A 12,598-nucleotide genomic window follows, 5' to 3' on the forward strand; every position below is an offset into this window, starting at 1 on the left:
CACGAGGCGTTAATAAGGTGCCCTTCCTTTCACAATGGCGGCGGCGATGCTGTTGACCCGGTCGGCGAGCAGGCCGAGGGCGCCGACGGCCCGGTCGACCGGGTCGTCGCCGGCACCGCCGAGGGCCCGGGTGCGTTGGAAGGCGCCCTTCACCTCGGCCCAGCGGGCGGCCTGCTCGGGGGTGAGCCGGCCGCGCAGCTCGGCGAGTTTGAGCAGGTTCGCCTCCGCGCCCGCGGCCAGGGTCTGCGCCTCGCCCAGGTAGTGGTCGTCGATCACCGCTTCCAACTCGTCGTCGGTGAGCACCGGGACGACCCGCTCGGCCAGCTTGTTCATGTTTCGGTACGACCCCTGGAGCTGGAACGGCGGCTCGGTGCGGGCGTCGTCGGACTGCGCCGCCGAGGCGATGTACGCCTGGTTGTTGGCCAGCACCACCTGCTGCACCCGCAGCAGTTTGCGCAGCACCGAGACGATCTGTTCCAACTCCACCGGCTGGTACGCATGCGACAGCTGATCGGGTCGTACGCTGTCGTCGCCCCGCGCCATCCGGACCAGCAGTTCCAGGTCGGCGCGTTCCCGTCCGGCCAGCGGCGCCAGCACCGGATTGGCGGTCAGCGAGTTCTCGATGTAGCTGAGCGCGAAGACCTCCTCCCGGCCGGAGAGCACATCGCCGAGGTTCCACACGTCGGCCCGGTTGGCGAGCATGTCCGGGATCCGGAACCGCTTGCCCGATTCGGTGTACGGGTTGCCGGCCATGCACACCGCGAACCGCTTGCCCCGCAGGTCGTAGGTGCGGGTCCGGCCGCCCCAGACCCCCTCCATCCGGCGCTGCCCGTCGCACAGGGAGATGAACTTCTGCAGCAGCTCCGGGTTGGTGTGCTGGATGTCGTCCAGGTAGAGCAGGACGTTGTTGCCCAACTCCAGGGCGAAGGAGATCTTCTCCACCTCCTGTCGGGCGGTGGCGTCCGGGGCCTCCGCCGGGTCCAGGGAGGTGACCTTCGTACCCAGGGCCGGCCCGTTGACCTTGACGAAGACCAGGCCGAGGCGGCTGGCCACGTACTCCATCAGGGTGGTCTTGCCGTAGCCGGGCGGGGAGATCAGCAGCAGCAGGCCGGACTGGTCGACCCGCTTGCCGTCGCCGGTGGCGCCGAGCTGCCGGGCCAGGTTGTCACCGATCAGCGGCAGGTACACCTCGTCGAGCAGCCGGTTGCGGACGAAGGCGTTCATCACCTTCGGCCGGTACTCCTCCAGCCGCAACCGGTCCCGCTCGGAGTCCACCAGGGCGTTGCGTCGCCGCTGGTAGTCCCGGTACGCCGGGATCAGGTCGGTGCGGAAGGCCCGGGTGCGGGCCAGCATCTCGTCCAGGCGTACCGCCAGGGTGGAGCCCTCGATCCGGGGGTGGGCCCCGAGCAGTCCGCCGACGGTCTCCGACATGGCGGCGGTGCTGTTCTCCCGGGGCAGGTCGGTGCCGCACAGCTCGACGGCGACCGCCTCCGGCAGGTCGTAGGCGGACAGGTCGCCGTCGTCGGTGGCGAGGAAGGCGGTCAGCCAGGCCTGCACCAACTGGTGGCGACCGGCCAGGTCACCGCCGAGGGCCCGCAGGTCCTCGTCGAACTCCCGGGAGGAGCGTGACTGGGTACCCCCCAGGGCCCGCCGGAACCGCTCCAGCATGGTCAGGGCCCCACTGCCGGTGACGAACCGCACCGGGGGTACGGACAGCTCCTCGAACAGGTACTCCCCGGCCAGGTTGGTCCCGCCCTCCGGTACGGGCAGCCCGGTCTCCCGCAGGAACCCCTCGATCGCGGTGGCCAGCTCGGCGCAGAGCCCGTCGGCGGCGTCTTGACCGTCGGGTCGACCGAACCGCTTGCGGGCCCGGGCCAGCGAGGCGGCCCGTGCCGTCCAGGCCGTCCGGGTCGACTCCTCGGTGCCGTACCGCCAGAACAGGCAGGCGGCGGCGCGGTCGGCGGGTGGGTAGCGCAGCAGTTCCGCCCCGGCGTGCAGGCGCAGCAGCACCCGCAGGATCTCGGCGGCGTCGTGGTCGTGCACACCGCGCTCGTACCCCTCGTCGTAGCGGGTCTCGGCGATCCGCTGGACCAGGTCCCGCAGGTCATCGCCGTCGACCGCCGCGGTGTGCAGGGCGTCCAGAGTCAGCCCGTCGCGGCCGGCCTCGGCGGCGGACAGGATGGTGGCGGCCAGGTGTTCCGCCCGGTACACCTGCGGCGACTCGGAAACCAGGAGCTGGTCCCAGAACCGCTGGGTCTGCTGGAACTCCTCGTCGCGCACCGGGGCCCGGTAGTCCGTGCCGGTCACCGCGACCGCCATCCGGCCCTCGTGCGGCACCACGGCCACATCGATGGGCTGGGTGTTCACTGCGAACCGGTGCCGACCCAGCCGGATGGTCTCGCCACCGTCGGCGTACAGGTCCAGCCGGTCGCGCAGGCCGCGCCCGGCCTCCTGGCGGGCGGCCCGGACCCGGCCGTCCAGCTCCTCGGCCCGCACCGCGTCGCCGAGGGTACGCAACTCCTCGACCACCGCACGCAGCTTGCCGACCATCGGATCGGCCGCGAAGTAGGTGTTGATCTCGTCCAGTGAGCCCAGGGTGCCGGCCCGCCGGTGCACACTGACCATGATCCGCTCGGCGGAGGCGACCAGCCGGTCGGCGCGGCGGGACCGCTCGTCCAGCAGGGCCTGCTTGCGGCTGGAGAAGGCCTCGTAGATGTCGGTACGCCGGGTGGCCAGTTCGGCCAGGAAGTCGTCGAACTCCCCGAACCGCGACTCCAGCTCCTCCACCCGCAGCAGCAGCCGACCCAGTTGCTCGTCGCAGCGTTCGGCCGTGTCGGCCGCCGCCAGCGCACCGGCCACCGCCTGCCCCAGCAGCGCGAACTCGGCCGCGAAACCGGCCCGCCCCTCCACGGCGGCCAGCTCACGACGGCGCTTGTCGAGCACCGCCCGCGCCCGGTTGACCGCCCCCAGCACCTCGCCGACCCGACCCAGAATGGCGGTACGGACGGTCGCGTCGGCGATGTCCAGCCCACCCACCACATCGGTGATGGTCTGGAGCCCTTCGGTGCGGGCGGCCAACTCCTCGCTGACCGTCCCGGCCTCGGCCACCGTGCCGATCTCGGCGGACCGGGCGGCCAGCCGGTCCACCTCCTGCTGGTAGCCGGTGAACGCCTCGTCCCGGCGGAGGAACTCCACCGCCCGGCGGCCGGCCACTGCCAGTTCCTCGTCCAGCCGCCCGGCCAGCTCGTCGATCCGGGCATGATCGACGTACCGCAGCTCGCGCAGGGTCTCCAGGTGTCCCCGGGCCCGCCGCAGGCCACCCAGTTGGGCCACCCAGTCGTCCGCGGTCAGCGGCGCCTCGCCCCGGGCCCGGCGGGCCAGCGAGGCGATCTGCTCGGCGCTGGCCTCCACCTCGACTCGGGCCTGCTCGGTGAGGGTACGAACCTTCTCGTGCTCCTCCAGCACGGCGGTGGCGGTCCGCCGCAGTCCGACCAACGGGGTGGCCAGGTCGCCGAGTTCCTCCTCGCCCAGCCAGTGGTAGTGGTCGCTGATCCGGCCACAGGCGGCGATCAGCGCCTCGTACACCTCGGCCGTGGCGGTGCCCTCGACCATCCGGGCCGCCGACAGCGAGTCGGAGATGCCCCGGACCAGGTCCGCGTTGCCGATCCGCTCCAGGGGCCCGGTGCCGGCCGGCTGCGCGGCGGCGTACGCGTCCGAGACGTACGGGGTCTGCCAGATCTGCATCGGGTGGACCCGGGTCGGCTCCTCGGAGACCGCCCGGAACACCACCAGGGTGCCGTCGTCGAACAGCGAGAACCCGTGACACGGGATCGGTGCGGCGACCTCCTTGCGGATCGCGTTGTACGGCAGCAGCAGCGAGCGCCCGTCGTCGCGGGCGTGGAAGACGTAGAGCACGTCCTCGCCGTTCGGCGAGCGCACCACCCGCTCGAACTCCAGGCCGGTGACCTCGGTGTCGAAGGTGCGGGTGACCCCGGTGGCCAGGTGGTAGCCGCCGGGGAAGATGATGCCGTGGTCCTCCGGCAGCCGTTGGCAGGCCACCCCGATGCCGTCCAGCCGGATGACCTCACGGCTGATGGTGTTGAAGACCAGGTGCCGCCACTGGGTCTCCTTGTACGGCCGCAGCCGCATCAGGATCAACGTGCCGACCCGCGCCCAGTGCACGTCGGCGTCGGCCAGGCTCTGCAACGGCTCGTCCACCGGCTCGCTGTAGATGCCCTCGCCGACCTCGGTGTTGTTCTCCACCTTGACGGTCAGGGTGCCGCCCACGGTCTCGACGAAGACCTCACCGTCGATGGAGATGTGCGGGTGCCGGCCGAGGACGTGGTCCTCGCGGGTGGTCTCGATCCACTCGAAGTCGTGGCTGGGCGGGAAGACGTGGTCCCGCTCCCCCCGGCTGTCCAGGTACTCCGGCACCCCGTCGACACCGACCTGCCAGCGCAGCACCCGGATGTCCTCGGTGCGCGGCCCGGTCTGGAACACCGCCAGCAGTCGGCCGTCCACCCGGCGCAGTTGCAGCAGCCGGGCCTGCCGGTAGTAGCGGTACAGCTCGGAGAAGTCGCGGACGAACTGCGGGTGGCGCAGCAGACCGGGCAGTTCGTCGTGACCGGCCTCGTCGAACCGGAAGGCCTCCGTCTCACCGGCCGACTCGCGGACGAACCGGTGCAGGGAGAAGACGTCGTCGACGCTCGTCTCCGGCTTGAGGCCGATGAAGACGTTGTAGCCGAACAGCATCAACCCGCCGACGGAGACGATGTCCCGGGGCACGCAGTTGTGCTCGGTACGGATCCGCTCGGTGCTCAGCAGCCGCAGTTCGGTGCTGCCGAAGACCTCCAGCCGCCGGGCGTTGAGCGCTTCGGCCCGCTGGGCCAACTCGGCGGCCTGGGCGGCCAGCCGCCTGCGCAGCACCTCGTAGCTGCCGTCGTCCAGCCCCGGGGAGCCGGTCGCGCCCTCCGCGTCCACGCTGCGGACGGCCGCCTCCGCTTCGCCGGGTCGGGTTCCCGGGGCCGGGCCGGTGGTGCCGGGCGTACGCCCGGCACCACCGGCGGTCGGCTCACTCACCGGCGCGCTGCCGCGAGCCGGTCAGGGCGGCGACCGGGGTCTCCGCCACGCCCAGCCGCTGCGCGGCCTTCAGCAACTCCTGGAGCTTGCCCTGGTCGGCGCCACCGGCGCGCATCTGCTGTGCCAGGAAGGCCGACAGGGTGAGGTTCTGCACGTCGGCGCTGTTCAGCGAGCCGACCATCCGGGCCAGGTCGTCGGTGAAGCTGGCGCTGCCGTCGAGCCACGGCTTGGTCAGGTTCTTCGCCACGTCCGAGTGGGCCACGAAACCGTCCACACTCTTGCCGAACGAGATCGAGCTGAGCAGCCGGTCGAAGAAGACGCTGTCCCCGCCGACGATGTCGATGTTCGCCTTCTCCAGGCCGGTGGCGACCAGCTTGGCCTGCGCCTCGGCGACCTGCCGTTGGGTGTCCAGCCCGGCGAGGCGGACCTCCTTCTCCAACTCCAGGCGCAGCCGGTACTCCTCGTGCTCTCGGGTGGCGTCGTCCAGCGCGGCCATCGCGGCGGCCTTCTCGGTGAGGCCCTCGGCCTCGCCCTTCAGCTTCTCGCGTACCGCGTCGGCGGCGGCCAGCAGCTTCTCCCGCTCCACCGCGACCTCCGCGCGGCCGACCTTCTCGATCGCCTCGGCGCTGCGCTCCTGCACCTGCACCTCGGCCAGGCCGGCCGCGGCGGTCTCGGCCTGGACGCCCTCGGCCAACCGGATCTTCGCCCGGGTCTCCAACTCGGCGGCCTGCTGCCGGGCCTCGGCCAGCACCAGTTGCTCGCGGGCCTTGTGCTTGGCGGCCGCCTCGGCTGCCTCCGCGGCCTTGATGTCCTTGACCAGGTTCTCCTGCGCCTCGGCCTCGGCCTGGATGATCACCGCCTGGCGGGTCCGCTCGGCCTCCTCGACCACCCGCAGCCGCTTGATGTTCTCCTCCTGCTCGGCCACGGTCTTCTCCACCGCGATCCGCTCCCGGACGACCTCGGCGATGGCCCGCTTCTCGGCCTCGACCTCCTTGTTCTTGGCGATCGTGCTCAGCTCGGTCTCCCGCTCCCGGCCGATGACCTCCAGCATGCGGTCCTTCTCGATCCGCTCGGTCTCGATGGCGATGACCCGCTCGCGGTTCTTCTCGGCCACCGCGATCTCGCGGGCCCGGTTCTCGTGCTGGATGCCCAACTGCTCGTCGGTACGGATGTTCGCGGTCTCGGCGCGCAGCCGCTCCTCGGCACGTACCCGGGTGACCTCGGCCTGCTCACGGGCCCGTACGGTCTCGATCTCGCGCTGCTGCTTGGCCTCGGCGTCCGCCTGCCGTCGCTCAAGCTCAAGGATCGCTTCCTTGGCGTCGACGTTCTGGCGGGTGATCTCCTTCTCCTCGCTGCGCCGGAACTCGTTGGTCCGGACGTTCTCCTGGGTGGTCAGCTCGGTGATCTTCCGGATGCCCTGGGCGTCCAGGATGTTCGCCGGGTCGAGCTGCGACATCGGCGTCTGCTCCAGGAAGTCGATCGCCGCGTCCTCCAGGCTGTACCCGTTGAGGTCGGTGCCGATCACCCGGATGATCTGGTCGCGGAACTCGTCACGCTTGGTGTAGAGGTCGACGAAGTCGAGCTGCTTACCTACCGTCTTGAGCGCCTCGGAGAACTTGGCGTTGAACAGCTCCTGCAGGGTCTCCCGGTCGCTGGCCCGCGCGGTGCCGATCGCCTGCGCCACCTTGATCACGTCTTCGACGGTCTTGTTGACCCGGACGAAGAAGGTGATCCGGATGTCGGCCCGGATGTTGTCGCGGCAGATCAGGCCCTCGTTGCCGGTCCGTTCGATGTCGATGGTCTTGACCGAGATGTCCATGATCTCGGCCTTGTGCAGGACGGGCATCACGACCGCGCCGGTGAAGGTCACATCGACCCGCCGGACCTTGGAGACGATCAGCGCCTTGCCCTGCTCGACCTTGCGGAACAACCGACTGACCATGAACACCACGCCGAGCGCGACGAGCAGGACGACGGCGAGGAGTATGCCGATTCCAGTGGTGATGACTTCCATGGTTGGGCGCGCGGGCGGTTGGCGGCCCGGCGGCAGCGGCCGGGCGAACGCCCGCGCATCCTCCTTTCGAGACGTCTCAGGGGCGGCGTGGGACGGGCCGGCGATCGGGGCGGCTGCCCCGGTCGGGGTGATCCGCAGGCAGGGCGGTTACACCGGGGCGGCTACGGGGCGGAATGTCTGAGTGGATCGAAGGCGGGACCGGCGGGCATGACCCAGAAGAACTCGCCCTCGGTGTCGTAGTCGTAGATCAGGGCGGAACTGCCCGCCGGCATCTTCTCCTCGCCCGGCTGCCGGACCTGCACCACCGCCGAGGAGCCGTCGGCCGCGGTCACCTCGGCCTGACCGAAGTCGGCCGTGACCGTGCCGGTACGCACGACACACAGGCTGCCGACGAAGGCGTGCCGGGTGGCGTCCGACTCGGTCGGGAAGAGTCGCTCCAGGGGTATGGCGACCAACCGGGTCACCAGCCACGCGCAGAACGCGGCGGCCAGCAGGACACCGATCGAGACCAGGATCCGGGTGCCGGAGCCGAAGCCCAGGCCGTCGAGGAGGGCGGTGCCGGCCAGGCTGACGAACCAGGCGACGGCGACGAGCAGGGAGAAGATGATGGCGCTGGGCACACCCCCCAGACCTAGGCCGGCGAGGAAGGCACCCGCCCCGCCGTCGACGTCCAGGTCGTCGCCCAGATCCAGCACGCCGGTCAACACCAGCAGCCAGTAGCCGACCACCACCACCAGCAGGAAGCTGAACAGTACGGTGGGAAAGCTGAGTGCCGCGCCGAGAAAACCGGTCACCGCGTCCTCCTCCCCGTGGTCGGCGGCTCGGACCGACCACGATGATCGTGACACGGTATGTCAATCTCCAGGGCGGCCGATCGACCCAATGCCACCGGCCGGATCGGGCAGCATCAGCCGAGATTGGCCTGAATCAGTGCGTCGATCGTTGCGGATCGGACCTCGACCTGATCCGCGGTCACGGCCAGGAACAGCGAACTGCCGTCCGGCCGCCACGCCGTCAGGTACGCCGTCGAGGTCGCCGAGTCGTCCGTGGTCAGCACCTGAGCTCCACTAGGGACACTCACCTCGCGTGGCGTTCCGGGCAGCCCGGTCGGCGCGGTGAAGTCGTACACAGCGATCACCCGGGTCACCGGACCCCGGCCCTCGTACGCTGCCCGGACACCGGTCGGCACCAGCTGAGGTCGGGCCGACCGCAGCACCGCCTCGGTGGCATCCACCCGATCCAGGTAGGGCGGCAGTCCCCACAGATCGGGTGCGAAGGGGCTGGCGGAATCGGCCGGGCTGGCGGAGGTGGGCCCGGTCGGCGGTGCCTCGCTGCGCTCGGCCACCATGACCCCGAAGGTCCCGATGCCGACCACTGCGGACAGGGCCAGCCCCGCTCCCGCCGTCTGCACCCGACGACGCCGACGCAGCCGGGCGCGTACCCCCGGCAGGGGATCCGAGCCGGTCGGATAGTGGTCGGGGTCGGAGTCCCAGACCGCACGGAGGGCTTCCCGCACATCGCTCATCCCGCGACCTCCCGATCAGCGCCGACATGGGTGGGCAGCTCGGCGCGAATCGCGCCCAGGGCTCGATGACGCAGCGAACGGACCGTGGCCGGTCGCCGTCCGATGGCCTCGGCGATCGCCTCGTCACTCAGGTCGTCCAGGTACGACAACACGAGCACCACCCGCTGCAAGGGAGGAAGGTCGGCCAGCATCCGGCGGAGCTGGTCGTGGTCGTCGACCCGGCCCAGTCCCCCGTCGGCGACCAGAGGGCGGGCCGGTGGGGTCAGCCGGGCCCGGCGGACCAGGGTCCGCATCCAACTGATGTGCAGTCGGACCATGGTGGTCTTCGCGTACCCGAGTGGGTTGCCTTCGACCAGCAGGCGGTGCCACGCGCCGGCCATCCGCACGTAGGTCTCCTGGAGGAGGTCCTCGGCCTGGTCCGGGTCAGCGGCCACCGCACGCGCGTACCGGCGCAGCGCCGGCGTGGACTGGCGGACGAACATCTCGAACTCGTCGGCTTCCATCCCACCTCCCTCGCCACTAGTACGCCACCGGCACGGCGTTCTGTTGCACGCGGATCCGGTCGACCGATCGAACCGATCGGCCGACCGGAGTGCTCACGGCAGCAGCGACGAGATCAGCACCGCCAGGGCGGCCAGGTAGGCGAGCAGCAGGGCCCGCTTGACCGCCGTGGACCGGTGATCCCACTCCAGGTTCCAGCCCCCGGAGTCGTCGAAGTGCAGGGCCGACATGGTCATCAGGGACCGGCCCAGGCCGAACCCGACCCCGGCGGCCAGGGCCGTCACCGGAGTGGCGAAGAGCAGCAGCAGCACCGCGGTCAGATAGGCCAGCCCGCTGGGCAGGTAGGTCCGCACCCCGGTGCCCATCTCCAGACCGAACTGGAAGGGCCCGGCGAACCGTCCCAGCCGGAAGACGCTCTCCGGCACCAGTCGCTGGTTCTCCGGCAGCGCGAAGCGCAGCACACCGAGTTCACGCAAGGTCACCAGCACGGCGGCGACCAGCACGATCCCGATCCGCACCGGCACCGGCAGGGGCGCCCGCACCAGAGAACCGACCAGCAGCAGGACCGCCGCGATGACGATTCCCCCGGCGACCAGCCCGAGGCAGAAGCAGAAAGCAGGAAAACCTCGCCAGACCGGCGAGCTCAGCACGGCGGCTGAGTTCTTGCTTCAAGTGGAGCCGCTGGTGGCGAACCCGGCCGTCAGGGCCAGGCCCGCCACCAGCGGCGTGGTGACCCACCACCCGGCGTACTCCAGACCCACTGCGGCCACGACCAGGGTCAACCCGACCACCCAGGCCATGCCGGTGAACGGATGCCAGAACCGCCGCCGCAGCACGGCACTTCTGCGTTCGAGCATGGTCAGTACCGGCAGATGGTGAAGTAGGTGTTGCTGGTGCCGCCGGCCGAGACCGTGGTGTTCCCGTCCGAGCACCGCCACCAGACCCCGTCGGGGGTGGTCCACCGCCACGCGTTCTTCTTCGTGGTCGTACCGCAGGCGTTCGACACCGGCTTGTAGTAGTAGACGACCGGGGCGTCCCGCACCGTGCCGGACCGGTGCCAACCGGAGGCGCAGTAGGTGCTGCCCCGGTACACGCCACCGAAGCAGGCACCCGCCCGGGAGGTGTACGCCCCGACGTTGTCCTTCTGCTCCGAGTAGCCGTTGGGGTACGCGTCCTTGCAGTCGTTGCGGTCCCAACCGGTCAGGCCGCCGGGCCCGGTCTCGGCGTGGGCCGGGGAGGCGAACCGGGCGGTGGTGGAGGCCACGAACCCACCCACCGCGAAGGCGCTGAAGGCGATGCCGCGCAACACCGTACGGCGCTGCGGCTTCACCCGCAGTTCGGTCAGGGCCCGGCTGCGCGGCGCGTTGGGCGGGGCTACGGACAGGTCTGGAATCTGGTCGAGCGTCAACGCCATGACGAACTCCCCTCGCTGTGCACGATCTTCTTTCGCAACATGTCGAACTGCCGCTCGGCCGACCCGACATCGACCGGCAGGGCGAGATCGACCACCTGGCCGTCGGCTCGGACGGCCATCAACACCGGCGGGCTCAGATGGGCGATCTTCTGCCACTCGTCCCGGTCGGACACGACATCGAACTCCTGCCGGATCGGCGCCGGCCACTGCTCGACCTCCTCGTAGGTGAGCAGGACCGGGCGGACACCCGCCGCAGCGGACAGTTCCGCGAGCCGTGCCGTCACCGCACCGCACAGCGGGCAGCCGGTGTCCGAGGCGACGACGATGCGATCCGAGCCACCCGTCACGGTGGCACCCATCACCACGTCCGGCCCGGCGGAGGAATAGCTGACCTCGCGGACCACCAGCGCCCGGAGCATCCTGATCTCCCGCAGGAGGGCCCCGACCGCCAGGAACAGAATCAGGATGGCGGTCCAGTTCAGGATGGTCAGCGCCACCGACGGTGACATCAGCCGGCCGCCCAGGAAATGTTGATCTGCTCCAACCAGCTCAGCTTGTCGGCATCGGTCGCCTTGTCGTCGCCGTCGGCGAAGACCACCTCCGCCATGGCGGAGGGAAAACCGAGGGTGTACGTGTAGTCGGTCAACTGGGTGGCCGAGGCGACCCCGGGCAGGGGCGACCGCCACACCTCACCGAACTTAGTCCGGGCACCCTGATGGCGCGGCTGGTGACCGGCCGCGTGGCCGGGCCCCGGGATCGACAGCGAGCCCAGCCCTTCGGCGAAGATCGCGATGTGCTCGCTCATCGTGCCCAGCAGGGTCTCCCGTCTGGGCCGCAGCGCCATCCCACGAACCTGGTCGGCGATCTCCAGGCTGGAGAACAGCTCGACCAGCTTCTCCCGGCGCGGGGCCGGACCACCGAACACCGTCATCAGCTCGTGGTAGTCACCGATCAGGGTGGCTACCGAGGTGTGCTTGTCCAGCGACTCCGACACGACCACCTCGCGGCCGTGCACAACCAGGCGGTCGACCGGGTTCGCGGCCACCATGTAGGTGCACGCGAATTCGTGGTAACCGCGCGGTCCTATCTGGAATCCGCGCCCGTACGCCCCACTGGCGAAACGGACATGGGCCGCGACGCTGGTGACCCGGGGGAATTCGGCCAACTCGACATTTACCACCGCAGCGCTCGGTGCCACCAACTCAAGACTTTGAACGGGCACTTGATCTCCCTTCCTGGTGGTCAGACCGTAGCAACGGCACCAGGGAAAGCAATGTCCTGCACGGCATTTGGGGCAATGTCCTTATGCGACCAAAATCTTGGCCCGGCACGGCTTCGGGCTTTACCCCCCGGACCAATCCAAATCGCCGATTCAGGGCGTCGATTCTCGGTGGGTAGATCCCTTCGAAGCGACTAAACCTGATCTTGGAGTTCTGTGCGGCTTTGTCGCCCTCGGCTGAGGCCAAGACCACAGTGGAGTCAGAACAGTTCCGGCACCAGCCATCCGGCGGTGGCCGTCACGCCGGCGGCCAGCCACACTTCGAGACCGGGTCGGAGCACCGACTCGGCTTGGGATGCCGCTGCCGCCACGGCGACCGACCCGGCTGCGGCAGCGGCTGCCGCCGCGAAGATCAGCGCGCGGATCACCACCGGGAGGCCGGTGGATCGGGCACCCGCCAGGCAGCCGCAGGGAGTACCGGGGCGACGCCTTCGGAGCACCTCGGCGTAGCCCGCCAAGACGAGGTAGGTGCCCGCCAGCAGGGCGTACCCGGCGGCGGACAGGTGCGGGGCGAGCAGCACGACACCGAGGACCACCAGGGCCAGACCCACCTCGGTGGCGCCCAGCAGCCGGCCGGCCCAGGTTTGCATCACGGAGGGCAGCAGAGCCTGCCGGGCCAGCAGGGCCCGGACCCGCTGCGGGTGCACGGCATGACCGACCCCGGCCACGAGCAGCAGCAGGGCCCCACCCAGTGCCACCACGGTCACCAGCGTGGAGAACCCACTCACCGTGCCTCCTCGGTCCGGGCGGGCACCAGCACCACCGGTCCAGACGACATCGCCACCG

The 12,598-nt window shown here is 70.4% G+C and carries 11 protein-coding genes; all 11 read right to left on the bottom strand.

What is annotated here, in order from left to right:
* Positions 1–9: 9 nt before the first annotated feature.
* Positions 10–5,079: a DNA repair ATPase gene (locus OIE53_RS21835; RefSeq protein WP_327023380.1), complete on the bottom strand. Its 5,070-nt coding sequence runs from the start codon at positions 5,077–5,079 to the stop codon at positions 10–12.
* Positions 5,072–7,093 carry a flotillin family protein gene (locus OIE53_RS21840; RefSeq protein ID WP_327023381.1) on the bottom strand — a complete coding sequence of 674 codons (2,022 nt, stop codon included), beginning with the start codon at positions 7,091–7,093 and terminating at the stop codon, positions 5,072–5,074. Before OIE53_RS21840 ends, OIE53_RS21835 begins: the two co-directional genes overlap by 8 nt.
* Positions 7,094–7,254: 161 nt before the next feature.
* Positions 7,255–7,887 carry a hypothetical protein gene (locus tag OIE53_RS21845; RefSeq protein ID WP_327023382.1) on the bottom strand — a complete coding sequence of 211 codons (633 nt, stop codon included), beginning with the start codon at positions 7,885–7,887 and terminating at the stop codon, positions 7,255–7,257.
* Between the two features lie 113 nt (positions 7,888–8,000).
* Positions 8,001–8,618 (bottom strand): hypothetical protein, encoded by a 618-nt coding sequence (locus tag OIE53_RS21850; RefSeq protein WP_327023383.1) that lies wholly within the window; start codon positions 8,616–8,618, stop codon positions 8,001–8,003.
* Complete coding sequence (locus OIE53_RS21855; RefSeq protein WP_327023384.1) at positions 8,615–9,121, bottom strand: SigE family RNA polymerase sigma factor; 507 nt, start codon at positions 9,119–9,121, stop codon at positions 8,615–8,617. Before OIE53_RS21855 ends, OIE53_RS21850 begins: the two co-directional genes overlap by 4 nt.
* Before the next feature lie 93 nt (positions 9,122–9,214).
* Positions 9,215–9,769 (bottom strand): hypothetical protein, encoded by a 555-nt coding sequence (locus OIE53_RS21860; protein WP_327023385.1) that lies wholly within the window; start codon positions 9,767–9,769, stop codon positions 9,215–9,217.
* Positions 9,770–9,787: 18 nt separating this feature from the next.
* The gene (locus OIE53_RS21865) at positions 9,788–9,976 is read right to left on the bottom strand and encodes a hypothetical protein (RefSeq protein ID WP_327023386.1); all 189 of its coding nucleotides are present in this window, start codon (positions 9,974–9,976) and stop codon (positions 9,788–9,790) included.
* A 2-nt stretch (positions 9,977–9,978) separates the two neighbouring features.
* Positions 9,979–10,533, bottom strand: coding sequence for a hypothetical protein (locus OIE53_RS21870; protein ID WP_327023387.1), 555 nt, complete (start codon positions 10,531–10,533; stop codon positions 9,979–9,981).
* The gene (locus OIE53_RS21875) at positions 10,524–11,042 is read right to left on the bottom strand and encodes a hypothetical protein (protein WP_327023388.1); all 519 of its coding nucleotides are present in this window, start codon (positions 11,040–11,042) and stop codon (positions 10,524–10,526) included. Before OIE53_RS21875 ends, OIE53_RS21870 begins: the two co-directional genes overlap by 10 nt.
* Positions 11,042–11,755, bottom strand: coding sequence for a hypothetical protein (locus OIE53_RS21880; protein WP_327023389.1), 714 nt, complete (start codon positions 11,753–11,755; stop codon positions 11,042–11,044). Before OIE53_RS21880 ends, OIE53_RS21875 begins: the two co-directional genes overlap by 1 nt.
* A gap of 257 nt (positions 11,756–12,012) precedes the next feature.
* Positions 12,013–12,540 (bottom strand): MauE/DoxX family redox-associated membrane protein, encoded by a 528-nt coding sequence (locus OIE53_RS21885; protein ID WP_327023390.1) that lies wholly within the window; start codon positions 12,538–12,540, stop codon positions 12,013–12,015.
* Positions 12,541–12,598: the final 58 nt, after the last annotated feature.

The organism is Micromonospora sp. NBC_01739, from assembly GCF_035920385.1.
Taxonomy (GTDB): Bacteria; Actinomycetota; Actinomycetes; order Mycobacteriales; family Micromonosporaceae; genus Micromonospora.

Bases quoted from the DNA above. Each gene is read 5' to 3' on its own strand.
- OIE53_RS21840 (WP_327023381.1), bottom strand. From the start codon at position 7,093: ATGGAAGTCATCACCACTGGAATCGGCATACTCCTCGCCGTCGTCCTG.
- OIE53_RS21850 (WP_327023383.1), bottom strand. From the start codon at position 8,618: ATGAGCGATGTGCGGGAAGCCCTCCGTGCGGTCTGGGACTCCGACCCC.
- OIE53_RS21855 (WP_327023384.1), bottom strand. From the start codon at position 9,121: ATGGAAGCCGACGAGTTCGAGATGTTCGTCCGCCAGTCCACGCCGGCG.
- OIE53_RS21865 (WP_327023386.1), bottom strand. From the start codon at position 9,976: ATGCTCGAACGCAGAAGTGCCGTGCTGCGGCGGCGGTTCTGGCATCCG.
- OIE53_RS21870 (WP_327023387.1), bottom strand. From the start codon at position 10,533: ATGGCGTTGACGCTCGACCAGATTCCAGACCTGTCCGTAGCCCCGCCC.
- OIE53_RS21875 (WP_327023388.1), bottom strand. From the start codon at position 11,042: ATGTCACCGTCGGTGGCGCTGACCATCCTGAACTGGACCGCCATCCTG.